This window comes from Metabacillus sp. FJAT-52054 (genome assembly GCF_037201815.1).
GTDB lineage: Bacteria > Bacillota > Bacilli > Bacillales > Bacillaceae > Metabacillus_B > Metabacillus_B sediminis.
This window is the reverse complement of the sequence record NZ_CP147407.1, coordinates 3837251-3862631: the sequence shown is the minus strand read 5'-3', so window position 1 is coordinate 3862631 and position 25381 is coordinate 3837251. Positions and strand designations below refer to the sequence as shown.

At 45.9% G+C, this 25381-nt stretch carries 30 protein-coding genes and 1 pseudogene; 30 read left to right on the top strand and 1 reads right to left on the bottom strand.

Going from position 1 to position 25381, the window contains the following annotated elements:
• The first annotated feature begins 2 nt into the window (after positions 1-2).
• From prmC to WCV65_RS19795, 27 genes and pseudogenes are all read left to right on the top strand, one after another.
• On the top strand, positions 3-848 hold the full coding sequence (gene prmC, locus WCV65_RS19925; protein ID WP_338778883.1) for a peptide chain release factor N(5)-glutamine methyltransferase: 846 nt from the start codon (positions 3-5) through the stop codon (positions 846-848).
• A 15-nt stretch (positions 849-863) separates the two neighbouring features.
• Positions 864-1493, top strand: coding sequence for an NUDIX domain-containing protein (locus tag WCV65_RS19920; RefSeq protein ID WP_338778882.1), 630 nt, complete (start codon positions 864-866; stop codon positions 1491-1493).
• A 180-nt stretch (positions 1494-1673) separates the two neighbouring features.
• Positions 1674-2339, top strand: a complete 666-nt coding sequence (gene spoIIR, locus WCV65_RS19915; RefSeq protein ID WP_338778881.1) for a stage II sporulation protein R — start codon at positions 1674-1676, stop codon at positions 2337-2339.
• A 79-nt stretch (positions 2340-2418) separates the two neighbouring features.
• A complete protein-coding gene (locus tag WCV65_RS19910) occupies positions 2419-2862 on the top strand; it encodes a hypothetical protein (protein ID WP_338778880.1) in 444 nt (147 codons plus the stop codon).
• A gap of 182 nt (positions 2863-3044) precedes the next feature.
• The gene (locus WCV65_RS19905; RefSeq protein ID WP_338778879.1) at positions 3045-4091 is read left to right on the top strand and encodes an L-threonylcarbamoyladenylate synthase; all 1047 of its coding nucleotides are present in this window, start codon (positions 3045-3047) and stop codon (positions 4089-4091) included.
• A 61-nt stretch (positions 4092-4152) separates the two neighbouring features.
• Positions 4153-4713 (top strand): manganese efflux pump MntP family protein, encoded by a 561-nt coding sequence (locus WCV65_RS19900; protein WP_035408029.1) that lies wholly within the window; start codon positions 4153-4155, stop codon positions 4711-4713.
• Between the two features lie 151 nt (positions 4714-4864).
• Positions 4865-5320, top strand: a complete 456-nt coding sequence (locus WCV65_RS19895) for a low molecular weight protein arginine phosphatase (RefSeq protein ID WP_035408254.1) — start codon at positions 4865-4867, stop codon at positions 5318-5320.
• 18 nt (positions 5321-5338) lie between these two features.
• The gene (rpiB, locus tag WCV65_RS19890) at positions 5339-5779 is read left to right on the top strand and encodes a ribose 5-phosphate isomerase B (protein WP_035408030.1); all 441 of its coding nucleotides are present in this window, start codon (positions 5339-5341) and stop codon (positions 5777-5779) included.
• 18 nt (positions 5780-5797) lie between these two features.
• The gene (locus WCV65_RS19885; protein ID WP_035408032.1) at positions 5798-6370 is read left to right on the top strand and encodes a TIGR01440 family protein; all 573 of its coding nucleotides are present in this window, start codon (positions 5798-5800) and stop codon (positions 6368-6370) included.
• A 73-nt stretch (positions 6371-6443) separates the two neighbouring features.
• Positions 6444-6572, top strand: a pseudogene (locus WCV65_RS19880) (family 1 glycosylhydrolase); the annotation flags it as partial.
• 118 nt (positions 6573-6690) lie between these two features.
• Entirely contained in the window at positions 6691-7275 is a 585-nt protein-coding gene (locus tag WCV65_RS19875) for a TetR/AcrR family transcriptional regulator (RefSeq protein WP_035408034.1), read from the top strand.
• Between the two features lie 61 nt (positions 7276-7336).
• Entirely contained in the window at positions 7337-7774 is a 438-nt protein-coding gene (locus WCV65_RS19870; protein WP_338778878.1) for a nuclear transport factor 2 family protein, read from the top strand.
• Between the two features lies 1 nt (position 7775).
• Positions 7776-8612: an NmrA family NAD(P)-binding protein gene (locus tag WCV65_RS19865; protein WP_338778877.1), complete on the top strand. Its 837-nt coding sequence runs from the start codon at positions 7776-7778 to the stop codon at positions 8610-8612.
• 593 nt (positions 8613-9205) lie between these two features.
• Positions 9206-10438: a serine hydroxymethyltransferase gene (gene glyA, locus WCV65_RS19860; protein WP_035408040.1), complete on the top strand. Its 1233-nt coding sequence runs from the start codon at positions 9206-9208 to the stop codon at positions 10436-10438.
• A 143-nt stretch (positions 10439-10581) separates the two neighbouring features.
• Complete coding sequence (gene upp / locus WCV65_RS19855) at positions 10582-11211, top strand: uracil phosphoribosyltransferase (protein WP_035408041.1); 630 nt, start codon at positions 10582-10584, stop codon at positions 11209-11211.
• Between the two features lie 122 nt (positions 11212-11333).
• Entirely contained in the window at positions 11334-13562 is a 2229-nt protein-coding gene (locus WCV65_RS19850) for a S8 family serine peptidase (protein ID WP_338778876.1), read from the top strand.
• Between the two features lie 193 nt (positions 13563-13755).
• Positions 13756-13977 (top strand): AtpZ/AtpI family protein, encoded by a 222-nt coding sequence (locus WCV65_RS19845; protein ID WP_338778875.1) that lies wholly within the window; start codon positions 13756-13758, stop codon positions 13975-13977.
• A gap of 7 nt (positions 13978-13984) precedes the next feature.
• A complete protein-coding gene (locus WCV65_RS19840) occupies positions 13985-14353 on the top strand; it encodes an ATP synthase subunit I (protein ID WP_035408047.1) in 369 nt (122 codons plus the stop codon).
• A 20-nt stretch (positions 14354-14373) separates the two neighbouring features.
• The gene (gene atpB, locus WCV65_RS19835; protein WP_035408049.1) at positions 14374-15108 is read left to right on the top strand and encodes a F0F1 ATP synthase subunit A; all 735 of its coding nucleotides are present in this window, start codon (positions 14374-14376) and stop codon (positions 15106-15108) included.
• 64 nt (positions 15109-15172) lie between these two features.
• Positions 15173-15391, top strand: coding sequence for a F0F1 ATP synthase subunit C (gene atpE, locus WCV65_RS19830; protein ID WP_035408051.1), 219 nt, complete (start codon positions 15173-15175; stop codon positions 15389-15391).
• A 179-nt stretch (positions 15392-15570) separates the two neighbouring features.
• Complete coding sequence (gene atpF, locus WCV65_RS19825) at positions 15571-16110, top strand: F0F1 ATP synthase subunit B (protein ID WP_035408053.1); 540 nt, start codon at positions 15571-15573, stop codon at positions 16108-16110.
• Positions 16107-16646, top strand: a complete 540-nt coding sequence (locus WCV65_RS19820) for a F0F1 ATP synthase subunit delta (protein WP_035408055.1) — start codon at positions 16107-16109, stop codon at positions 16644-16646. The genes atpF and WCV65_RS19820 overlap by 4 nt, the downstream gene beginning before the upstream one ends.
• Positions 16647-16668: 22 nt before the next feature.
• Entirely contained in the window at positions 16669-18177 is a 1509-nt protein-coding gene (gene atpA, locus WCV65_RS19815; RefSeq protein ID WP_338778874.1) for a F0F1 ATP synthase subunit alpha, read from the top strand.
• A gap of 328 nt (positions 18178-18505) precedes the next feature.
• Positions 18506-19363, top strand: a complete 858-nt coding sequence (atpG, locus tag WCV65_RS19810) for an ATP synthase F1 subunit gamma (protein WP_035408059.1) — start codon at positions 18506-18508, stop codon at positions 19361-19363.
• A gap of 46 nt (positions 19364-19409) precedes the next feature.
• Positions 19410-20831, top strand: coding sequence for a F0F1 ATP synthase subunit beta (gene atpD / locus WCV65_RS19805; protein WP_035408061.1), 1422 nt, complete (start codon positions 19410-19412; stop codon positions 20829-20831).
• Positions 20832-20855: 24 nt separating this feature from the next.
• Positions 20856-21260: a F0F1 ATP synthase subunit epsilon gene (locus WCV65_RS19800; RefSeq protein WP_035408062.1), complete on the top strand. Its 405-nt coding sequence runs from the start codon at positions 20856-20858 to the stop codon at positions 21258-21260.
• Positions 21261-21856: 596 nt separating this feature from the next.
• Positions 21857-22894 carry a hypothetical protein gene (locus WCV65_RS19795; protein WP_338778870.1) on the top strand — a complete coding sequence of 346 codons (1038 nt, stop codon included), beginning with the start codon at positions 21857-21859 and terminating at the stop codon, positions 22892-22894.
• Between the two features lie 34 nt (positions 22895-22928).
• Here WCV65_RS19795 and WCV65_RS19790 read toward each other — a convergent pair whose 3' ends face one another.
• Entirely contained in the window at positions 22929-23417 is a 489-nt protein-coding gene (locus WCV65_RS19790; RefSeq protein WP_338778868.1) for a hypothetical protein, read from the bottom strand.
• A gap of 154 nt (positions 23418-23571) precedes the next feature.
• On the opposite strand from WCV65_RS19790, the gene WCV65_RS19785 reads away from it, so the two are divergent.
• From WCV65_RS19785 to WCV65_RS19775, 3 genes are all read left to right on the top strand, one after another.
• A complete protein-coding gene (locus WCV65_RS19785; RefSeq protein WP_338778866.1) occupies positions 23572-23922 on the top strand; it encodes a hypothetical protein in 351 nt (116 codons plus the stop codon).
• A gap of 578 nt (positions 23923-24500) precedes the next feature.
• Positions 24501-24875 (top strand): NADH-quinone oxidoreductase subunit A, encoded by a 375-nt coding sequence (locus WCV65_RS19780; RefSeq protein WP_338778864.1) that lies wholly within the window; start codon positions 24501-24503, stop codon positions 24873-24875.
• A complete protein-coding gene (locus tag WCV65_RS19775) occupies positions 24866-25378 on the top strand; it encodes an NADH-quinone oxidoreductase subunit B (protein WP_035408069.1) in 513 nt (170 codons plus the stop codon). Before WCV65_RS19780 ends, WCV65_RS19775 begins: the two co-directional genes overlap by 10 nt.
• The last annotated feature ends 3 nt before the right edge of the window (positions 25379-25381 follow it).

The following is a 25381-nucleotide window of genomic DNA, read 5'->3' as shown; positions in this document are numbered from 1 at the left end:
GCATGACAACTGTATTCGAAGCCCTGAAATGGGCTTCTCTTTTTTTAACCGATGCGGGAAGAGATGAAAATGCCGGTGAATGGCTGCTGAGACACCATTTACAGATGAACCGGTCCTCGCTTCTAGCCAATTTTCGAATGGAAATCAGCGAAGAGGTACTGGAAGCGTTCAAGGCCGATGTAAAAAAACATGCGGACGGCGTCCCGGTTCAGCACCTGACCGGATACGAGGAATTCTACGGCCGAAAATTTGAAGTGAATAAAGAAGTGCTGATTCCAAGGCCTGAAACAGAGGAATTAATTGAAGGACTGAAGAGCAGAATTCAGGCTCATTTGCCGAATAAACAGCTGACAGCTGCCGATATCGGAACAGGTTCCGGGGCGATTGCCATTACACTTGCGCTTGAAGTTCCGGAACTTCTTGTGACCGGAACGGACATCGCACAGGAATCTTTGGAAGTTGCGGGCCGGAATGCCGAGCGGAACGATGCAGAGGTTCAATTTATTCAGGGTGACCTGTATGAACCACTTGAAGGCCGTACCTTTGACATCATCGTCTCTAATCCGCCGTACATTCCGGATGAAGAGGTCCTGCAGCTGTCAGAGGTCGTAAAAGACCATGAACCGCACAGAGCGCTCGCAGGAGGCAAAGATGGTTTGGATTTCTACCGGAAGCTTTGCAGCGGTATGCCTGCTCTCTTAAATAAGCCTGGCATTGCCGCATTTGAGATCGGGGCAGGCCAAGGAGAAGATGTTGCCCGTCTGCTTCAAGAGGCATTCCCGGAAGCGAAGGTGGAAGTGGTTTTCGATATTAACGGCAAGGACCGAATGGTGTTTGCTGAAAGGTAAAGGGGCGCTTTAGTGATGGAAACGGAGCTTCTGAACATTCTCGATGAAAGCGGCCGCTGTCTTGGGACGGCTACACGGGAAGAGGTTCACCGGAAGGGCTGCTGGCATGAAACCTTTCACTGCTGGATGACGGAACGCAGGATGGACAGGATCTATCTTTATTTTCAGCTCAGAAGCTCAAGGAAAAAGGACTATCCCTCCCTGTTCGATATAACCGCAGCCGGCCATCTGCTGGCTGATGAAACCGCAGAAGATGGAATCAGGGAAGTGGAAGAGGAGCTTGGCCTAGGCATCCGATTCGAGGAACTTGCATCTCTCGGTACGATTCCCTGGACAGGCGGCAGCGGGGACTTCATCGACCGTGAGCTTGCCCGCGTCTATCTCTATCATCAGGAATCCCCTATTGAAGGTTTTTCTCTGCAAAAGGAAGAAGTCGCAGGGATCGTAAAGACGGATTTAAGAGAGTTCGAGGAACTGGTATTACGAGGGCGAAACCAACTCCAAGTCACAGGCTTCAAAGAACAAGAGGACGGGGAGAAAATTTTACTGGAGGATTCCGCTGATTTATCAGCCTTCGTCCCGCATACTATCAGCTATTATCACGAGCTGTTTAAACAGATTCGCTTGAATTTAAGGCTATGTTAAAGTAAGAGGTTGATTGATTACACATGTTGATTGGAGCGGAAAGCGAACGCCTGCAGCGTTAATCAACAGCTGCGTTTAATAGAGCTGAATTTTATATAGAATCATAGATTTTGATTTTGCGTGTTTATTTTTCAAAACTCCCGGCCATACTGTTGCTAGAGAAGGGATGGTTGAGGAGAAATGAAAAAACAAACATTAGCAATCATATATTTAGTGTTTATAACAGCGGGAGCGCTTTTAAATACGTATAATCAGCCGCTTGGAGCAAGCCAGGCAGCAGCGGCAGAGCAAACAGGGCCCAAGGTCATACCGGAGGAAGCGATCCGGCTCAGAATTCTTGCGAACAGCGACGCACCTGGGGATCAAGCCGTCAAATTGAAAATCCGCGATGAAGTGAATAAGCAAATTACCCAATGGGTGAAGGATATTGATTCCATCGAAAAAGCAAGAGCCCTGATTCGCTCCGAGCTTGGAGAAATCAATAAGATTGCGAAGGAAACAATGAAACAAGAAGGAATGAACCAAAGCATCAAGGTTGAGTATGGAACGAGTGTCCGCTTCCCGACGAAACTTTATGGAGATTTTATTTATCCGGCGGGTGATTACGAAGCAATCCTCATCACGCTTGGCGATGGCGAAGGCGCGAACTGGTGGTGCGTGCTGTTCCCTCCATTATGCTTCCTTGATTTTTCTACAGGACAAGCGGTGGAAGCACAAAATAAAGAAGTGCAGCAAGAAGAAAAGAAAGTGGAAAAATCAGAAAAGGTAGCTTCCGAAGACAGCAAGAAAGACGAAGTGGAGGTCAAATTCTTTCTCGCTGAATGGTTAGGCGGACTGTTTTCATAGAGAACAGTCTATCTTTTTTATCATAATGAAACGTTGAGCCACATACATTGGGAGTAACAAAGAACAATGGGGTGGAACGATGTTTTATCAATTAAAATTAGCAGAACCAGCAGATAAGAGCCGTTTAATAGAGTTTGTGGAAGCAGCAGGTTCAAATGCAGCGGGCATTGAAGAAAAAATTGATCAGTTTGTCATGATGACGGATTCGGATAAAAGAATTGCAGCCTGTATCGGCCTTGAGATATTCGGAGAATACGGTTTGCTGCGGACACTTGTTGTCTCGGACAAGCTGGATCAGGCTTATATTCTTTCGCTCTTTCAAAGCATTCATGAAGTAGGGCGCATAAAGAAGCTCAAAAATTATTATCTCGTTGCAGGCGGACAGGGCTCTACGGAGTTTTTGGAAGTTATTGGATTCAAACAAACTTCAAAGGCGGAGCTGCCTGAAGAGATGCTTGGCTCTAAACATATCCAATCCTCTCTTAAAGCAGATGGATCCGTAATTATGGTCAAGAATACCTGATTAACCAGGCACTGGAAATAGGTCTAAATAACTTTATCAACATAGTTATCCACCGAAAGATCAGCTTTATCCACATTTTGTGGATAAAGCTTGTTGGGGTTCCTTGCTTTTACATAAGCAGGCTGGGTGGTAAACTAGTTGAAACAGCAATAAAGATAAGGAAAGTTAGGAGTCAGATAAGAATGGATACGATTCACTGGACTGTGGATAAGAACAGCGGTTTATCCAAAGGTTATCCACAAATTGCACAGGCAGCAGCTTTACTTGCCCAAAACGAAACGATCGCTTTTCCGACCGAAACGGTTTATGGCCTTGGAGCCAATGCGGGGTCGGATGAAGCGGTGAAAAAAATATATGAAGCAAAAGGAAGACCGGGAGACAATCCGCTCATCGTCCATGTGGCAGACCATAGCCAGGCACTGGCGCTCGTTAGCGATATACCGGCTTACGCCATGAAAATTATGAGCATGTTCTGGCCTGGTGCACTAACTGTCATCCTGCCGCAAAAAGAGGGAAAGCTCTCTTCATTGGTTACAGCAGGTTTATCCACAGTCGCCATTCGCATGCCGGACCATCCGATCGCCCTTGCATTAATTAAGGAAGCCGGAGTTCCGATCGCGGCGCCAAGTGCCAATCTATCTGGTAAGCCGAGTCCGACAGAAGCTGCCCATGTGGCGATGGACTTGGACGGAAGAATCGCGGGAATCGTGGACGGGGGGCCAACAGGTGTTGGAGTCGAATCCACCGTTTTGGATTGTACGAAATCGATTCCTGTTATTGTAAGACCGGGCGGTGTCACACGGGAGCAGCTGGAAGCTGTTATTGGACCGGTTCACGTAGACCAGGCTCTTATGGATGAAACACAAGCGCCGATCTCACCCGGTATGAAGTATACCCATTACGCTCCCAACGCTCCGTTAACGATCGTAAAGGGCACGAGAGAATTTTTGCAAAAGCTCGCAGATGAAGCAAGATCGGAAGGGAAAAAGGTAGGGATTCTCACCACCTCTGAATATAAGGAAGAGTTCCGGGGGGATGAAGTTCTCGCGTGCGGTTCTGCCTTGCAGCTTGAGACGGTTGCCTCAAATCTTTACGGAGTACTCCGCCGGTTTAATGAAAATACAGAGCTCGATTTAATATACAGTGAAGCCTTTCCCGAAGATGGAGTAGGACAGGCAATTATGAACCGGCTCATGAAAGCGGCCGGACACCGTGTAATTGAAGAATAACCCGTTCTAACCCTCCTTGGACAGACATATGCTGAAACAGGCGTGTCCAAGGAGGGAATGCATGAGTGTAGAAGCGGTAATCGGGGAAATTCTAACGCTTTTTATGATGGCCTTTGCTTTAGGAATGGATGCCTTCTCCGTTGGTTTGGGGATGGGCATGATTTCGCTGAGATTTAGACAAATCTTCTTTATTGGCTTGGTCATCGGCTTGTTTCATATTGCTATGCCTCTGGCTGGCATGGGTCTCGGCAAGCTGCTATCAGATAAATTGGGTGCCATCGCTGCCTATGCCGGCGGCGGACTGCTCATCCTTCTTGGGATTCAAATGGTCGTTTCCTCCTTCAAAAAAGATGATGCCCCGCTCATTACCCCGGTCGGCTTTGGTCTGCTGTTATTCGCGCTGAGTGTAAGCCTGGACAGTTTCTCTGTCGGCCTCACTCTCGGAATCTACGGAGCCAGAACGATGCTTGCCATCCTCATGTTCGGGTTTGTCAGCATGGTGCTCACTTGGACCGGCCTGATCATCGGCAAGCGTGTACAGGGGTGGCTTGGAAACTACAGTGAAATTCTCGGAGGAGCGATTCTGCTGGTTTTTGGAATCAAGCTGCTGCTTCCTATGTAAAAAGCTGGACCATATGGGGTCTGGCTTTTTTCGTTCCTTAAGCTTGGTAGCGGCTTCAGTTAGTAGTACAATATAGACAGATCCAATCTTGACGTGTACCCGCAAACTTAAAGCGGTGCTTATAAATGGAAGGCCAGATGAAGAAAGAGGAGTGGAAACGTTGTCGAATGTCCTTTTCGTTTGTACAGGAAACACTTGCAGAAGTCCAATGGCTGAAGCGCTCCTGCAATTTATGAAGCGCTCAGACGACATCAAAGTTAAATCAGCAGGGGTCTTTGCAATGGACGGGAGCGATGCTTCTCCGTTAGCAAAGGATGCACTCCTTGAAAAAGGGGTAGCATTCAACCATTGTTCAGCCCTTCTCAATAGAGAAAGTATCGAGTGGGCAACCCACATTTTCACCATGACCGAAAGCCACAAAATGCTGCTGCTTGAACGGTTTCCGGAATCACGGGAAAAAATATGGACACTCTCTGAATTTGTTCACGGAGCTTCTAAAAAAAGAGATGTCCTCGATCCATACGGAGGTCCGATTGAGATTTACAGGGCTACAAGAGATGACCTTGAGAGCATGCTGAAGCTTTTGATTGAAAAACTGGAAAAGTAACGCAGGGAGGCAACTGGAATGAAAGTAGCAATTGCATCAGATCACGGCGGCATGAATATCCGCGAAGAAATCAAATCTCTCATGGATGAAATGGGAATCCAATACGAAGATCTAGGCTGTGAATGCAGCCAATCAGTCGACTATCCCGACTACGCGGTACCCGTTGCTGAAAAAGTCGCATCAGGAGAAGCGGATCGGGGAATCCTGATTTGCGGAACTGGAATTGGCATGAGCATTGCGGCAAACAAAGTAAAAGGCATCCGCTGCGCGCTCGTCCATGACATCTACAGCGCCAGGCTGACACGGGAGCACAACGACAGCAACGTCCTTGCAATGGGAGAGCGCGTAATTGGCCCAGGGCTTGCCCGCGACATCGCCAAAACATGGCTGCAATCAGATTTTGAAGGCGGAAGGCACGCAAACCGCATCGGCAAAATCGGGCAATACGAAAACAAATAACGAAGAGGTGGACCGATAATGGGAGAAGTAGAAGTATGGCGTTCCGAACTCCAAACAATCCTGAAAGACCTCGAAAACCAAGTCACCTTTGAGAAAAACAGCCTATTCGTCATCGGCTGCAGCACAAGCGAAGTCATCGGCGAAAAAATCGGTACAGCCGGAACCTTCGACGCAGCTGCCATGATATTTGAAGAGCTGTCCCATTTTAGCAAAAAGCACGGGATTTCCCTTGCATTTCAATGCTGCGAGCATCTGAACCGGGCACTGGTTGTAGAAAAAACGGCAGCTGAAACGCACGGCCTCGAGCCCGTCACAGTCATTCCTGTCAGAAAAGCGGGAGGAGCCATGGCCACGCATGCCTATAAATCCATGACCAACCCCCTAGTCGTGGAACACATCAAAGCCGCAGCCGGCCTCGACATCGGCGACACCTTCATCGGCATGCACCTGAAGCACGTGGCGGTTCCAATCCGGAGCAGCCTTAACAAAATTGGACATGCCCATGTAACAATGGCCAAAACCCGGCCGAAGCTCATCGGCGGTGTGAGGGCTGTTTACGAAGAAACGGAAGAGAACGAATCTTGCAGGTAAAGAAGGAACCGCTATTGGAGGCGGTTCTTTCTGCGTTATGAAATGTTCAGGGGTATCATCGACATGGTTTCCTTTACAAAAGCGGTACGGTTTGGTTTATGTGGACCGTGTTAATGAGGGCAACGGGTCCAGGAAGCGCTATAAGAAGGATTCTTTTAAGTGGTATAAAAAAGTAAGGCGCGGACAAGGGATAACATGTTGAAGCAGAGAGCTTTGTCTCCCTGCTTTTTTATTTTGTTCGTTCCCTCTTTCTTCTCAAGTTTATTTATTTGACTAATCAGTCCAAAAAGGATAATCTGTACTTGAAGGGGGGAATGCAATTGGCAAGAAGCAAAGAATTTGATACGGTTGCTGTTTTGCGAAAAGCGGCTGAAGTTTTTGGACAGCTAGGCTATCAAGGTGCCTCGCTTCCAGAACTGCTCAAGCATTTGGAGATTGGCCGGCAAAGTTTATACGACACGTTCGGGACGAAGAAGGACCTTTTTCTTTCCGCTGTCAAAACGTATTTGGAGGCAAAAAACGAGCTGGTTATTGCAAGACTGAAGGAAGCCGGTTCAGTAAAAGAAGCTGTCCGCGATATTTTTGCTGAAGGAATTCAGGCTTTAAAGGACCCCGAAAGTGCTACTGCCTGCTATATTATTAACAGTGCAGTTGAACAGCTCCCTTTTCAGGAGGAGCTTGCCAATTACTTCAGCCAGCAGTCACTGCTGCTCGAGAATGCCTTTTATGAGGCTCTAGTGCGCGGAAAACAGGAAGGAGAGTTCACAGATCGGCACGGTGATTTAAGAAGCCTTGCCCGCTACCTGAACCAATCGAGACTGTCTCTTACCTTTATTGCAAAAACAAACAAAAGCTTTAATGCGCTGGAAAGCTATGCGAAAGTCAGCCTGTCTGTTCTGGATTGAATAGGAGGCTTTTCATTTGCTTATTTTGGACTAATCAGTCAAAAAAGGAGCTGCATTGATAATGAACGAAGCCGTAAAAATTATGGATCAATTTTTTCAAGGCATGCTGGAAAATAATATCGAACAGTGGATGACGATCTGGCATAAAGACGCTGTATTTGAAATTCCCTATGCCCCTTCTGGTGTTTTAACAAAACTGGAAGGAGATGAAGCCATCTACAATCATGTGAAGGATTTCCCCGAAAAAATTAACTTTACCCGTTTTTCTGAGCCGAACTACTACCCTGTCGAAGGCCAAAATACGGTGATTGTGGAGTTTGAATGTGAAGCGGTGATTCTGGAAACAGGACTCCCTTACAACCAGAAATATATTAGTGTTATTGAGTATGAGGATGGAAAAATTCTTCGTTATAAAGATTACTGGAACCCGCTTATCTTTATTGGTGCTTACAATAATGAACCTCAGGCATTTCTAAAATTTCTAAAAAGGAGCCAATAGCATGTCCATTTTACTTACTGGAGGAACCGGCACAACAGGAAGCCGCATTGCTTCCAAGCTCCTGGAACGGGGCTATTCTATTCGCATTGCCAGCAGATCGGTTCCCAGGCTTGCTGGTGCAGAGCATGTGCTTTTCGACTGGCACAGCGGGCAATTTCCTGATGAACTATTTAACGGGATAGAAAAATTGTACCTGGTTGCACCGGTCAGTGTGCTTGATCCGCTGCCTGCCGTTCTGCCTTTTTTGAAAAAAGCTTTGAATTCCGGAGTGAAGCGGGTGGTCATGCTCGGTGCGGCCATCGTCTCTGATGACGGTCAAGTGTTTGGGAAGCTGCAGCTCGCTGTCAAGCAGCTGGCACCTGAATATGCCATTCTCCGTCCTTCTTATTTTATGGAGAATTTCCTGGCCCCTCACCACCTTCACACCATTAAATCAGAAAACAAGATTTGGTCGGCAGCCGGTGATGGGAAAATTGGTTTTGTCAATGCAGATGACATTGCGGAAGTTGGCGTTCGTGCATTAATCGATCAAGAGCCGCACAACACGAGCCACATCATTACCGGTCCGGAGGCTTTGAGCTATTCAGAAGCTGCTTCGATGATCGGCCATGCTGCCGGCACCACCATTCAATATGGAAACATGCCTCTTAGCCAGTATGAGCAGGCTATGATCCAAGGAGGCTTAACAACAGAGTATGCCGGTTTCATGGCAAGTCTTGAGGAAAAAATTGCAAACGGTGCAGAAGACCGTGTAACCAATACAGTTGAAATGGTAACTGGAAAAAAGCCGGTTAGTTTAAGTGAATTTGCGGCGGCCCATAGGAAGGCCTGGATGTAATACGGAAGGAGAAGCAGTTTGAACTGCTTCTCCTTTTCATTTTTCTGTTAATCAACCGAAGGGCATAACATAAAACAGCAGGCCTCCCACAGGCTAAACAGGAGTTATATAGCAGGGCAAAAGTGGCTAGTTTTGGCCGGAAAACGGTTGGAAAATAAGGTTTGGCAGGATTAATTGAAGTTCTTGACAGAAAACCTGTTGAAGCGGCAAGAACCGTTCCTTTTTATTTGGAGATTATACCGTCTTATTTACGCGTTCCTCTCACTAATCTGATCGATCCTATTTGTCCATTCACCCGATGATCTGTCCGTTTCGGGACTGAATTTGTCCATTCCACGGTGTTAATTGTCCGTTTCGCTCACGACTCTGTCCAATCAATATACCCCCCTTTGCCAAAACTGCTCCTTTAATAATCCACTGCTTTCCGCCATCCCCCTCATTTCGAACAATCTCTTCCATTCAACTCTTTATAGTTCGGTATTAGCCTCATTTTTTCAAAAATCAGCCGATTGTCTTTTACATTTCGTTCAGAATATGTGTAAAATAGGAGCATATAAGCAAGCCACTACTGTCCAACCAAGGGGGAAATTATCATGACATTTTTGCAAAAGCAGGATCCATCCGTATTTGAAGCGATGCAGCAGGAGCTTAAACGCCAGCAGACAAAGATTGAACTTATTGCATCTGAGAACTTTGTAAGTGAAGCGGTAATGGAAGCGCAAGGTTCTGTGCTGACGAACAAATATGCAGAAGGCTATCCGGGCAAGCGCTATTATGGCGGCTGCGAATACGTAGATATCGTAGAAGATATTGCGCGCGACCGTGCGAAGGAAATTTTCGGTGCTGAGCATGCGAACGTTCAGCCGCATTCCGGTGCACAGGCAAACATGGCCGTTTACTTTACCATCCTGGAGCATGGAGATACAGTACTTGGTATGAATCTTTCCCACGGCGGCCACCTTACCCACGGCAGCCCCGTTAATTTCAGCGGAGTTCAGTACAACTTTGTTGAATACGGTGTAGATAAAGAGACGCACCGTATTAACTATGAAGATGTGCGTCAAAAAGCAATCGAGCATAAACCAAAACTGATTGTGGCTGGAGCAAGTGCGTATCCTCGTGAAATCGACTTCCAGAAGTTCCGTGAAATTGCGGATGAGGTGGGAGCCTACTTCATGGTTGATATGGCACACATTGCAGGTCTTGTAGCGGTAGGACTTCATTCGAATCCTGTTCCTTACGCGGATTTTGTGACGACGACGACTCATAAAACACTTCGCGGACCTCGCGGCGGAATGATTCTCTGCAAGGAAGAGTTTGCGAAAAAGATTGATAAATCGATCTTCCCTGGAATTCAAGGCGGTCCGCTTATGCATGTGATCGCGGCTAAAGCTGTTGCTTTCGGTGAAGCCCTTCAGCCTGAATTTAAAGAATACGGCGAAAAAATCATCGAGAACGCGAAGCGTCTTGGCGAATCTCTTGTTAAAGAAGGCATCAATCTCGTATCCGGCGGTACGGATAACCATTTGGTCCTTCTCGATGTACGGTCCCTGAACCTGACAGGCAAAGTGGCTGAAAAAATCCTGGATGAGATCGGCATTACGACAAATAAAAATACCATTCCATTTGATCCCGAAAGCCCATTTGTAACAAGCGGTATCCGAATTGGAACAGCAGCCGTCACGACACGCGGCTTCGGGCTTGAAGCGATGGACGAGATTGCTGCAATCATTGCCCTTGCTTTAAAAAATAGCGAAGACGAAGAAAAACAAAAGGAAGCAGCGGAACGCGCGGAAGCTCTTACTTCCAAATTCCCGCTTTATTAAGGTCCCTGGGAGCAGCTGTGAAAGCTGCTCCTTTTTCCATGTTTTACTATACCGGTCTCACTCTTGAAACCCGCGGTCTTTTTCTGTAGAATCAATGGAAGTGCAATGAAACAGGTACGATTTATTAAAAGGAGATGAGCAGGTTGGGGAAAGTATACGTTTTTGATCATCCGCTAATTCAGCATAAGCTAACTTACATAAGAGATGTAAAAACAGGCACAAAGGACTTCCGTGAATTGGTAGACGAAGTGGCAACATTGATGGCATTCGAAATTACTAGAGATCTTCCGCTTGAAGAAGTAGAAGTAGAGACACCGGTAACCGTTGCAAAATCAAACGTACTCGGCGGAAAAAAACTGGCGATTATTCCGATTCTGCGCGCGGGCCTTGGGATGGTAGACGGAATCCTTAAGCTTATTCCTGCAGCAAAAGTGGGACATGTGGGTCTTTACCGCGATCCTGAAACGCTTAAGCCGATTGAATATTATGCGAAGCTTCCATCCGATGTGGAAGAGCGCGATTTCATCGTAGTGGACCCAATGCTTGCGACAGGCGGATCAGCAATTGAAGCGATCAACAGCCTGAAAAAACGCGGAGCGAAAAACATTAAATTCATGTGCCTGATTGCAGCACCTGAAGGCGTGGAAGAATTTAAGCTTGCTCATCCTGACGTAGATATTTTCATCGCAGCTCTTGATGAAAAATTGAACGAAAAAGGATACATTGTCCCTGGTCTCGGAGACGCTGGCGACAGAATGTTCGGAACAAAATAAAGAATAAAAGGCTTGAACTCGATTCTCGGGTTCAGGCCTTTTTTTATGGTATGCAAGCACCCCATTTTACTAATAAAACGAACCGCCTCTGAGAACCCTAATTCGAAGGAGGGGGTTTTGCTATGAAAAAGACAATCATTCTTCTGCTTATTCTATGCTTTGCAGCGGCAGTAAAAACGTCCTCGAATGCTTATTCCTATCCAAGCCGGCCGCCGATTCCGGAAGAGAGCGGAACGGGTATGGAAAAGCGGATTCTGATTGTAAAGCCGGCTGAATGGCGAAGCTTTCAGGCGAAGTTTAAAAATCAATTTCCAAGGCTGAAAATCAGACATGTCTATACGGAGGTATTCAAAGGGATATCGGTAGAGGGCACCCTAGCAGATTTAACAAGGCTGTCCGCTCAGCCTGAAGTGGAGGATCTTGGTCCGGTCACGACCTATAATACCGAATCGCAATCACATGTTTCCTTCGTTGGAGGTGACAAGGTGCGCAGTCTTTTTGATTCAAAAAATCAGCGGCTGACAGGCAAGGGTGTGAAGGTTGGTGTCATTGACACAGGAATGGACTATCTCCATCCTGATCTGCGCAGGAATTACGCAGGCGGCTATGATGTAGTGGATGATGACCGGGATCCGATGGAGACAAGGGGAAGTGAAGAGTTAGCAACGATTCATGGAACCCATGTAGCGGGAATTATTGCTGCGAATGGCAAAATCAAAGGAATCGCTCCAGAAGCAAGCCTTTACATATACAGGGCCCTTGGTCCGGGAGGGATTGGAACTTCGGAGTGGATCATCGCGGCTATTGACCGGGCGGTAAAGGATAAAGTGGACGTTCTGAATCTATCTCTTGGAAACGATGTGAACGGTCCGGACTGGCCGACAAGCCTAGCTTTAAATAAAGCTGTAGAGAAGGGCGTTATTGCGGTGGCGGCGAGCGGTAATTCCGGTCCGGGAAAATGGACGCTCGGCTCACCGGGAACTGCTGAAAAAGCAATATCCGTCGGTGCATCAACTCCTCCCATAAAAGGATACAAGCTGCTATTGGATAATGCTGAGCCTATCAGACTCATTCCATTTCAAGGCGCAGCTGAGTGGAGAGCATTTCGCGGCCTGGAAATTACAGATGCAGGCTTCGGAAGGGGAAATGAGTTTCCGAAAGATATCAGAGGAAAGCTTGTCCTGGTGCAGAGAGGGAAAATTCCTTTTTCTGAAAAAGCAGCATCAGCTGAGAGCAGAGGGGCGGCTGCCATCCTCGTCTATAACAATGAAAAAGGGAATTTTGCAGGCTCGATGAAAAACATTGGGATTCCTGCAGCGTCCCTGTCGAGACAGGATGGGGTAAAACTTAGACGGTCTCTGCGGCAGCGTGCAAGCATCCTTCAGATAAAAGAAGAAGACACCCTGGCAAGCTTCAGCTCCCGGGGGCCAGTGACCGGAAGCTGGGAAATCAAACCGGATCTTGTCGCTCCAGGGGTAGCCATCATGAGCACAATCCCGGACAAACAATACAAACCGCTTCAAGGAACCAGTATGGCAGCGCCGCTTGTGGCAGGGGCGGCAGCACTGATCAGGCAGGCTCACCCGGATTGGAGCCCGGAGGAAGTAAAGGCCGCGCTTATGAATACGGCAAAGCCGCTCAAAGATTATCACTCAAGGCTTTACGAGCCAATCAGCCAGGGTGCTGGGAGAATGGATGTCTGGAGAGCGGTGAAAAGTGAGGTTTTAGCGGTGCCTGGCTCCCTCGTCTTTTCGCAGTTTTCATCTGGCGGAAGAAGATCCGCGCACAAAGCTAAGATCAAACTTGTGAATCACTCCGGCCAAACGAAAAAATTTGTTTTCTCTTATCCATCAAGAGCCCAGGGAGTTACGTGGCATATTCCGGCAGCTCAGTATGTAAACCCCCTATCCTCCAAAGAGGTCGAAATTGAGCTGGAAGGAACGCCGATGCACCTCGTTGACGGCACCCATCAGGGGTGGCTTAATGTGACAGCCGGATCGGAGCGCTTCAGCATTCCCTATCTTTACATGATGAATGAACCTGATTATCCCCGTCTGATGGGCTTTGACTTTCATCCCGGCAAAGAGCCGGGCACGAGCGAGTATGAGGTTTACCTTCCAGGCGGCGCGGATGAAATTGGCATTGCTTTATATGAACCTGCATCGTATCATTTTATTGGATATTTGGATTGGAAGAAACATGTCGGAAAAGGCCGGCTGAAAAGAGTACTGAAAAACAGGGAGCTAAAAGTTAGTGAGGGAACCTACAAAGCCCTTATTTTCGCGAAAAAAGGGAAGGTTGAGGATGTAATTGAAACCTCGCTCACGATCGATTTTAGGAGTCAACGCTAACTTTGTCTAAAAATGTGAACAATTTGTGCCGGGCTGGGGTGTTTGTGAACTTTTAGCAAGGAATCACATTGACACAGCCCAGTGCCTATTGTTATGCTATATGAGGGTAATGATAAGGTTTTCAAAACTTGTGAATTACTTGTATATTTCCCCTGAAATGACCTATAAAACCTGATTGAGGGGTGCTGTAAAAATGCGCGATAAAAATCGTCATCCGTTACAGGCTATGGCCCTTATGTCTGGCATTCTATCACATTTGGTAGGATCTGTTTTAATAGGGATTTTCGCCGGAAGATGGCTCGACGGCTATCTTCATACGGTACCGCTGTTTTTAATCATTGGCCTTCTTTTAGGACTGTCAGCAGGCGTTTACGGCATGCTGAAGCTGGTCCGCCACTACTTTCCAGGAGACTGAGCATCTCATGTCTGAACTGCATCTCATGAACCAGCGCTATTTAAAATACATAGTATACTTGCTTGCCATTTACGTGCTTGGCTGGGGTTTTACAGATTACAGAGAGATCTTTCTCGGTCTGATAACCGGGACATGCTTTAGTCTTTTTAACTTATGGACGATGGTGCGGAAGCAGAAACAGTTTGAAAAAGCTTATCAGGAAGGCAAATCGATCCGTTCAATGGGGATGCTGTCCAGAATGGCGGCAGCCGGTCTTGCTGTGCTCATTGCAATGAGATACCCCGAGTATATCAATCTAATTTCCGTGGTTATTGGATTAATGACGATTTACGTCGTTATTATGATAGATTTTCTAATACAACATATACGCGACTAGCTGGAAGAGAGGTGAATATATTGGAGCACAAAGCACCTGTCGTAGAGTTTTTAGGTTTATATTTTAACTTGGCGAATATGATGATGATCACCATTGCAAGTGTCATCGTGTTTATTCTGGCTGTGGCTGCCACCCGCACCCTTGCACTGAGGCCAACCGGCATGCAGAACTTTATCGAATGGGTGATGGACTTTGTTAAGAACATCATCAACAGCACGATGGACTGGCAGACAGGCGGCCGATTTTTAACACTTGGCATGACGCTTCTCATGTACATATTTGTAGCGAATATGCTGGGCTTGCCGTTCGCAGTTGTTATTGACCATGAGCTATGGTGGAAATCACCGACAGCTGATCCGGTCATAACGCTTACCCTGGCTGTTATGGTAGTGGGTCTCACTCATTACTATGGGATCAAAATGAAAGGTGCTGGCGAATACGCACGCGATTATATTAGACCAATGAAATTTTTGTTTCCTATTAAAATAATCGAGGAATTCGCGAACACTCTTACACTTGGCCTTCGTTTATACGGAAACATTTTTGCCGGAGAAATCTTGCTTGGATTACTTGCAGGACTGGCAACAAGCGGCTATGCCGATGGTTTTATGGGAGGCATTTTCGGAACATTGGGTGCAATCATACCAATGCTTGCATGGCAGGCATTCAGTATTTTTGTCGGTTCCATCCAGGCTTTCATTTTCGTCATGTTAACAATGGTTTATATGGCCCACAAAGTGAGTCACGACCATTAATTTATAATTAGCTCTATCTAATAGGCAAAACTATTATTTTCATAAGATAAGGGAGGATTTACAAATGAGTTTAGGTTTAATTGCAGCTGCAATCGCAGTAGGTTTAGGTGCACTTGGTGCAGGTATTGGTAACGGACTAATCGTTGGTCGTACAATCGAGGGAATCGCTCGTCAGCCGGAACTTAGAGGAACTCTTCAAACAACTATGTTCGTTGGTATCGCACTAGTTGAGGCACTTCCGATCATCGCAGTAGTTATCGCATTCATCGTAATGGGTCAATAATTACCAGATCAATCACTATATGATGTGAAAAGAAGATGGCGAAGATCATTCTTAGAAAAGAACCTTCGCCATTCTCTTATCTGCCCTACCGTCTCTTTTTTTGTCCAAAAACAGAAATTATGAGGTCATAGCCTTATTAAAACGTATACCGTAACCCTTGAAGGGAGTGAATTCGAGCAATGTTTACTATATTTGCACTAGGCGCAGCAGGCGCGGGTGAAGCTGCAGCAGAAGGCCATTTCAATGGCGGAGATATTATCTTCCAGCTTGTAGCATTCCTAATCCTTCTTGCCCTTTTAAGAAAATTCGCATGGACGCCGATCATGAACATCATGAAAGAGCGTGCAGACCATATCTCCAACGAAATCAGCGGGGCTGAACAGAAGAATCTCGAAGCCGGAAAACTGATTGAAGAACAGCGTGTATTGCTGAAGCAGGCTCGTCAGGAAGCTCAAAGCCTGATTGAAAATGCGAAGAAAATCGGCGAACAGCAAAAAGAAGAAATTATTACAACTGCCCGCAATGAGGCAATCCGCCTTAAAGAATCTGCGCGCAAAGAAATCGAGCAGGAAAAAGATCAGGCTGTCGCGGCACTTCGCGATCAGGTTGCGTCTCTATCTGTCATGATTGCTTCCAAAGTCATTGAAAAAGAATTGAATGAACAGGCACAGGAAAAACTCATCAGCGATTACCTCAAAGAAGCAGGGGATAACCGATGAGCAGCATCCTTGTTTCCAAACGTTATGCATCCGCACTTTTTGAAATTGCCAAGGAAACAAAAATGCTTGATCAGTTCGAAGATGATTTGACAGCTGTTAAGGAAGTATTTAAGCAAAACCCTAAGCTGATGGTTCTGCTTCAGCATCCTAAGCTGGACATGCAAAAGAAAAAAGAGCTTGTTAAAGAAGGGTTCGGAACTTTAACAACTCCTGTTTTAAATACGCTCTACCTTTTAGTTGAGCGCCACCGTGTTGATAGTATCCCTGAAATTGCAGGAGAGTTTGCAAGACTTGCAAACGAAGCCCGCGGTTTAGAGGATGCAGTCGTATACTCTGTGCGTCTGCTCAGTGAAAAAGAACTTTCCGAACTATCCGCAGCATTTGCGAAAAAAATCGGTAAAACGTCATTGAGGCTGAAAAACGTAATCGATCAATCCCTGATCGGCGGCGTGAAGCTGAAAATCGGCAACCGTATTTTTGACGGAAGCGTAAGCGGCAAACTTGCACGAATCGAGAAACAGCTCGTTACAAAATAGATCACAGATAGGGGTGAAACTCATGAGCATCAAAGCTGAAGAAATTAGTGCTCTGATAAAAAAGCAGATTGAAACCTATCAGTCTGAAATCGAAGTTAGTGATGTAGGTACAGTTATCCAGGTTGGTGACGGTATCGCTCGTGCTCATGGCCTCGACAATGTCATGGCTGGAGAACTTGTTGAGTTTTCAAACGGCGTTTTGGGAATGGCCCAAAACCTGGAGGAAAGCAATGTTGGTATCGTTATTCTTGGACCTTACAAAGAAATCCGTGAAGGCGATGAAGTAAAACGTACTGGACGCATCATGGAGGTTCCTGTAGGTGAAGCGCTTATCGGGCGTGTAGTAAACCCGCTTGGACAGCCTGTTGACGGACTTGGTCCGATTGAAACAACAAAAACCCGTCCAATCGAAGGTCCGGCTCCTGGAGTAATGGATCGTAAATCCGTTCATGAGCCTTTGCAAACTGGTATTAAAGCGATCGATGCTCTTGTTCCGATTGGCCGCGGCCAGCGTGAGCTGATCATCGGAGACCGTCAAACAGGTAAAACATCTGTTGCAATTGATACCATCCTAAATCAAAAAGATCAGGATATGGTCTGTGTGTACGTGGCAATCGGCCAAAAAGAATCCACTGTCCGCGGTGTTGTTGAAACACTTCGCAAGCACGGAGCTCTTGATTACACAATCGTTGTAACGGCATCTGCTTCCCAGCCAGCTCCTCTTCTTTACCTTGCTCCTTATGCAGGTGTAACAATGGGTGAGGAATTTATGTACAATGGCAAGCACGTATTGGTTGTTTACGATGACCTTTCCAAACAGGCAGCTGCTTACCGTGAGCTTTCCTTGCTTCTTCGCCGTCCTCCGGGCCGTGAAGCATATCCAGGGGATGTATTCTACGTGCATTCACGCTTGCTTGAGCGTGCTGCAAAGCTTAGCGATGCAAAAGGCGCTGGCTCTCTGACAGCTCTTCCATTCGTTGAAACACAAGCGGGAGATATCTCAGCTTACATTCCAACGAACGTAATTTCCATCACAGACGGACAGATTTTCCTTCAGTCCGACTTGTTCTTCTCAGGCGTACGTCCTGCGATCAACGCTGGTCTTTCTGTATCCCGTGTTGGTGGATCGGCTCAAATTAAAGCAATGAAGAGTGTAGCAGGTACACTGCGTCTTGACCTTGCTTCTTTCCGTGAGCTAGAAGCATTTGCTCAATTCGGTTCTGATCTGGATAAAGCAACGCAGGCAAAACTTGCCCGCGGAGCGCGTACAGTTGAAGTTCTGAAGCAGGACCTTCATAAACCGCTTAAAGTTGAAAAGCAGGTTGCGATTCTTTATGCCCTCACTAAAGGCCATTTAGATGACATTCCAGTACAGGACATCAACCGCTTTGAAAACGAATTGTATGCATACCTTGATCAAAACAATGCTGATCTGCTTGAACAAATCCGTACATCCGGAAAACTTCCTGCTGATGAAGCAATCGTTTCTGCGATCACAGGCTTTAAAAAGACATTCGTTGTTTCTGAATAAATAACAAAAGCGGAAGCGCCTTTTTAGGGGGGGGGATGTTCTGCTAGGTGCGCGACGTCCTGTCGCAACGCAGAACTGACCTGCCTCCTGCAGGCCTCCGACAAGCATAAGACAATCAGCCGGAGGAAGGCGTTTTTCCCTTCCGCAGGCTGATGGGCTTATGACCTCGAGGGGCTAGGCGCTGGAGCTGGACGAAGATGACCTTGATAAAAATTAATATTAAAGATGTTAATTTTAATGAATTTAAGAGGGATCGCCATTTGGCGCTTCCCCTCTCTTTATGAATAAGACCTAAGACCGGAGTTTAAAAACAAGGTGGTGAGTATCTTTGGCATCATTACGTGATATTAAATCAAAAATCACTTCGACGAAAAAGACGAGTCAAATCACGAAGGCAATGGAAATGGTTTCGGCTGCAAAGCTTAACCGTGCTGAGAACAATGCGAAATCATTCGTTCCTTACATGAACAAGATGCAGGAAGTTGTATCGAATGTGGCAAACGGGATTTCCGGTGCGCGCCATTCCATGCTTCTATCACGTCCGGTTAAGAAAACGGGCTATCTTGTGATTACGTCTGACCGCGGACTTGCAGGTGCTTTCAACAGCAGTGTTCTGCGCGCTGTCTACCAAACCATCCAGAAACGCCATTCATCCAGTGATGAATACGCAGTGATTGCAATCGGAAAAATCGGCCGTGATTTCTTTAAACGCCGCGGTATTACGGTAGCCCGTGATATTGTGTCCCTTGGAGATGAGCCAAGCTTTTCCGATATCAAGAACATTGCAAGCGAAACGGTAGGCATGTATGAAGATGAGACATTCGATGAACTGTATCTCTTCTACAACCACTACGTCAGTGCTATTCAGCAGGACGTAACCGAGAAAAAACTGCTGCCGCTGACTGACATTTCAGCTGAAGGCAAACGTACTTCTTACGAATTCGAGCCGGATGAGGACGAAATCCTTGAAGTGCTTCTTCCTCAGTATGCAGAAAGCTTGATCTACGGAGCGCTTTTAGACAGTAAGGCGTCTGAGCATGCTGCCCGTATGACAGCGATGAAAAATGCAACGGACAATGCCAAGGAATTAATCAGCAGCTACACACTTACTTTCAACCGCGCACGCCAGGCAGCCATCACTCAGGAAATTACCGAGATTGTCGGCGGAGCCGCTGCGCTCGAATAGACCGGAAAAATACATGGTTTTATAAAGCTCGATAGGAGGGAAAGCGATCATGAAAGGACGCGTTATACAGGTTATGGGTCCCGTCGTTGACGTAAAGTTCGAAAGCGGACACCTGCCGAAGATTTACAACGCTCTTACAATTAAGCAAGCTGCAAAAAGCGAAGCTGATGCATCCTTCTCACTTACTTTGGAGGTTGCCCTTCATCTTGGTGATGATACCGTACGTACGATTGCAATGGCATCGACTGACGGATTGCAGCGTAACACAGAAGTAACGGACACAGGTTCACCGATTGTTGTTCCTGTTGGAGATATCACGCTTGGACGTGTATTCAACGTACTTGGAGAAAACATCGATTTGGATGCTCCAATTGCTGCTGAATCCCGCCGTGATCCAATTCACAGACAGGCACCTACTTTTGAACATCTTTCCACAGAAGTAGAAATTCTTGAAACAGGAATCAAGGTTGTTGATTTGCTTGCTCCTTACATCAAGGGCGGTAAGATCGGTTTGTTCGGAGGAGCGGGTGTAGGTAAAACCGTTCTGATCCAGGAACTAATCAACAACATCGCACAAGAGCACGGAGGTATCTCCGTATTCGCTGGTGTTGGAGAGCGTACACGTGAAGGTAATGACCTTTACCATGAAATGACGGATTCCGGCGTTATCAAGAAAACAGCCATGGTATTCGGACAAATGAACGAGCCGCCTGGAGCACGTATGCGTGTTGCCTTGACTGGTTTGACAATGGCTGAATATTTCCGTGACGATCAAGGACAGGACGTTCTTTTCTTCATGGATAACATCTTCCGCTTCACGCAAGCAGGTTCTGAGGTTTCCGCCCTTCTTGGACGTATGCCTTCTGCCGTTGGTTACCAGCCGACACTTGCAACAGAGATGGGTCAGCTTCAAGAGCGTATCACATCTACTAACGTAGGTTCTGTAACATCCATTCAAGCGATCTATGTACCAGCCGATGACTATACGGATCCGGCTCCTGCTACAACGTTCGCTCACTTGGATGCAACAACAAACCTTGAGCGTAAATTGTCTGAGATGGGTATCTACCCTGCGGTAGATCCGCTTGCTTCCACTTCACGCGCGCTTTCTCCTGAGATTGTGGGAGAAGAGCACTACAACGTGGCACGTCAAGTTCAGCAGACACTTCAAAAATATAAAGAGCTGCAGGATATCATCGCGATTCTTGGTATGGATGAGCTTTCTGAAGAAGATAAATTGGTTGTACAGCGTGCGCGCCGTATCCAGTTCTTCCTTTCTCAGAACTTCCACGTAGCTGAACAGTTTACAGGACAAAAAGGTTCTTATGTGCCGGTTAAAGAAACCGTTAAAGGCTTCAAAGAAATCCTTGACGGCAAGTACGACCACCTTCCAGAAGATGCTTTCCGCCTTGTTGGACGCATTGAAGAAGTTGTGGAAAGCGCTAAAGGCATGGGTGTTGAAGTCTAATCTGGTCCTTAGGAGGGTATGAGTATGAAGACAGTACAAGTCAATGTCGTTACTCCTGATGGCCCAGTTTACGATGCGGAAGTGGAAATGGTCAGTGTAAAAGCTCAAAGCGGTGAGCTTGGAATCCTGCCTGGACACGTTCCGATGGTTGCTCCCCTTAAAATAGGAGCGGTTCGCCTGAAAAAAGGAAGCAGCACGGAACTCGTGGCTGTTAGCGGGGGATTCATTGAAGTCCGCCCGGATAACGTAACGATTTTAGCTCAGGCTGCAGAAGCTGCTGAGAATATCGATCTTGATCGTGCTCAAGCATCAAAAGAGCGCGCAGAACGCCGTCTGAATCAGAAGACAGCGGATATGGATTCTCATCGTGCCCAACTGGCACTAAGCCGAGCGATTAACCGAATTGACATAAAAAACAATCGTATATAAAGACAGCCCCCCGGTTCCAAACCGGGGGGTTTTTGCATAAAAAATTCCCTCCCTAAGGAAGGAATCTTCATCATCTATATGACATATGTGTTTTTATCTTAGGTGCCCTCGTATTGGGAGCAATCAAATTAGCCTCTCACGATCTTACCTTTTGCTGTCAAAAGGAAGCCGGAGTCATTAGATGGTAACGGGATCCTCTCCCAGCTCCATTGCCTCGAGGATGTTCTCCTCAGAAAACCCGATAAGCTGGCTTATTTTTGGAATGGTTAGCGGGATTGTTCGTCCTCGTTTCTTTGTTTCATTCACCACTTTTTTTATCTTATAGAGAATGATGGAGTGTCTGTTATTAATTAGAATTAAAATACAATCACTTCTCCTTTAGAGCTCCCTCAGAGAAAAAATTGAAAGACCACATTTAGTCTATTCCCTTTTTGGGAGGTTATGAAACATTTTTTGTCTTAAACGGAAAAAATTCATTGTTTTGAACCGGCAGGGGATTCCTTCTTTCAAAATATAGACAAAAATCTCAGCTTAAAAGGTAAACTGGAAGATTTATACTATATAAAAAAGGATAGAAGAAAAGGGGGAGTATGAACTTGACTGCACTGAATAAACCGCGTTGGGGATGGATGATCTTTTTGTCTGCCATCATACTTGGAAGCAATGCCCTTATATACAGAATCCCTGATTTTGTGGCGATGACACCGGAAGCTGCAATAGGATCCTTGTTTGATTGCATTCTTATTCTTCCGCTCGCTGCCTATTTGCTCATCATTCGAAAGCGGTATTCACTGCACTGGATCGTTCCGGTTATCATGGCGGGACTCGCTGTTTCCTGGCTGATCATCCCCATGGAGTACATGGTGCAATTCCATTACCTGAAGTATGTGGTAACAGCCGGCATGGCTGTTTTACTCGGCGCTGAGGTTTTTCTCCTTATCCAGCTCGTTTTAAAGGCGGCTGCCATTCTAAAGGATTTCAAAACACAGAATAGCGTTTCATTTTTTGATAGATTTGAACAGGCTGTTTCAAGGCAGATCAAGACTTCACGCCTGCTCCCCATCCTATCAAGTGAAGCAGCACTGATTTATTATAGTTTTTTTTCTTGGAAGAAGCCTTCGCAAGCTCCAAATATTTTTACCTTCCACAAAAAAACAAGTGTGGTTGCCTTCAATATTATGCTGATTCATGCGCTCCTCATTGAATCGATAGGCTTTCACGTTTTGCTGCATTCATGGAACCCGGTTTTATCCTGGATTCTCCTCGTTCTCAATATTTATATGATTTTCCTGTTTATAGCGGAGATACAGGCCTTCCGCCTGAATCCATTTGTAATGACCGATCAGGAGCTGCACTTACAGGTCGGAGTTATGAAGCGGCTTACAGTCGACTTTAAGGATATTCTATCCGTTTCTTATTACCAAAAGCCTAGCATTCCTGATGAGTCTCTAGTTTTTGACGGAATGCCTAAAGAATTCGCGGAAGAGGAACCAGCTATCGTGATAGAGTTTACTCATCCAGTGGAGGCAAAATTGCTCTATGGTTTTACCAAAAAAGTAACAAAAGCGCATGTGCGTCCAGATGAACCACAGCTGTTTTATGAATCGTTGATTCGTAAACTGGACTGTAATTAAAAGGAGCAGGCACCCCTGCTCCTTTTTCAGCGACTTACCGCTTCATTCTCTTCTCAATTCTCTTAAACCGTCCCAAAAGATAGTTCTCGTCTTCACTTTTCACAGATAGATAGTGGTCTTCAAAATAGTTGGTGAAAAAATCGGTGTGTTTTCCTCGATTTAAGCCCAGCACATATTTCGATTCATTAAATGGATACGGCTGAACGGCCCAATCCGTACCTGAAATATTCCTCGTTACCACTTCTCCGAAATAAATGGACATCATCGTTTCAAATTCGTGAATGGTGAGCTGAAGATCCTTCCATCCATTTGTACGGAAACACATAAAATACAATTTCTCCAGGTCAATCAAACTCTCAGGAGAATAATCTAATTCGCGCAGTCTCATATATTCAGCAGCTTCGTGTAAAATTGAAAGCTGTTCAGTACGGTAATCAAAGTAGTAGGCGATGGCTTCGAATTCACTCTCAAATTCAGGGAGATTCTGGCCATATTCCTCCTCGATATGAAATGATTCATGCATACGATCATCTCCTTTTCACTAGGGACAGTATATCACGAAATTTGTAAAAAAATAGGGAATAGAAACCGTTACCTAATGGAAGAAAAATATAGTAAATGAGGTCATTTTTAGGTAGAATGAAAGAAACATATTCGATTTGCAAGGAGAGAACGGGATGGCGTTTTGGATCATACCCCTAATAGCGGGACTATTTTTACTGCGGATCGTTGTTCGCTTTTTCTGGTCCAGAACCATTACATTCCATGTGAATCACATAAAAGATCATCCCCATGAGGAACAGGCAGCCGTATTTATCAGGTCTGTAAAAAGAGTCTGGTCCATACCAAACCAGCAGAATCTATGGATTGAACTGAAGGAAGCTTATTTTATGATTCTGAACAGTGAACAGATTGAGTTTGAAACAAAGCTTGCCATCTATCAGCTGTTAACCAAAAAAAGAGTGTACGGGTTGAGAAAACCATATAAAAGGCTGCATTCCAAAGCCATAACAGAGCCGTCTGCATAGCAGGCGGTTTTTTGTGCTGTTTTTGGCATTGTGAGCATATTTATAGAACAAATCGGTTTGTCCAGCTGGATTTCGGCAGGGGGGATGTTTGTCCAAGGGTTTGAAACCGGGATATGAGCGGTGACATGGGGCAGCTAAACAGATATCAGCCCGGATATCGGCCGAAAATTAGATATATCGGCTATTATTCTAATTTATCGACCGAAATCAAAATATATCGGCTATTATTTAAATTTATCGACCGAAATAGGTGGGATATCGACTTTTCGACATTATTCGTCAAAGAGGCAGACCCCTCCATCTTATGCGTTTCATCTAATGGAGTTGCTTATCAACGAAAATCTCAATATATCGACGAAATTTCAAGTAAATCAACGAAAATCTCAGTATATCGACGAAAATTCAAATAAATCGTCGAAAATCCCAATAAATCAACGAAATCCCGATAATCAGCCTTGCTCAAAGGGTTGCTTCCATTAGCTCTCCAGTTTATATCGACACTTCCAGGAAATGTTTGCTATAATGATAGCGGTTACAAAAATAGAATATTTAGAAAGTTTCAACATTGGAGGGGGATCATGGAATCACTTTATCCATATTGGAATAATTATTTAATTGTCGTTGGTTTTCTTTTACTCGGTTTGCTTCTTCCTGCCATTGCCCTGACAATCGGACGGGTTCTTCGTCCTCACGCTCCCACACAAGCTAAGATGACCACCTATGAAAGCGGGATTGAACCCTTTCATGACTCCAGAATTCAATTTAATGTCCGCTATTACATATTTGCCCTGCTGTTCGTTATTTTCGATGTTGAGACCGTCTTTATGTATCCATGGGCAGTAGCCTATGAAAAATTGGGGATTTTCGCGCTGATTGAAATGCTGATCTTTGTCGTGATGCTGCTGATCGGCTTGCTTTATGCATGGAAAAAGGGGGTGCTCAAATGGACTTAAAGCTCGAAAACCTTCCTCCAGGAGAGCTGGAGCAAATCAGACAAAGTGTCTTCTTAAGCACCTTGGAAGAGCTCAAAGCATGGGCACGAAGCAACTCGCTCTGGCCGCTCACATTCGGTCTGGCCTGCTGTGCCATTGAAATGATGGGGGTCGGTGCATCCCATTATGATTTAGATCGATTCGGTTCCTTCTTCCGCACCTCGCCAAGGCAGTCAGATGTCATGATTGTCTCGGGAACGGTCACGAAGAAAATGGCCCCGATCTTAAAACGGCTTTACGATCAGATGCCAGAGCCAAAATGGGTCATCGCCATGGGCTCCTGTGCGACAGCGGGCGGACCTTACATCAAATCCTATGCCGTCGTTAAAGGCGTCGATCAAATTGTACCAGTGGACGTCTACATCCCTGGCTGTCCGCCAAACCCTGCAGCCCTTATTTATGGGATCAACAAGCTGAAAGAAAAAATCCGTTACGAGGCGAAAACCGGAAAGCGGGTGCTCTAATAC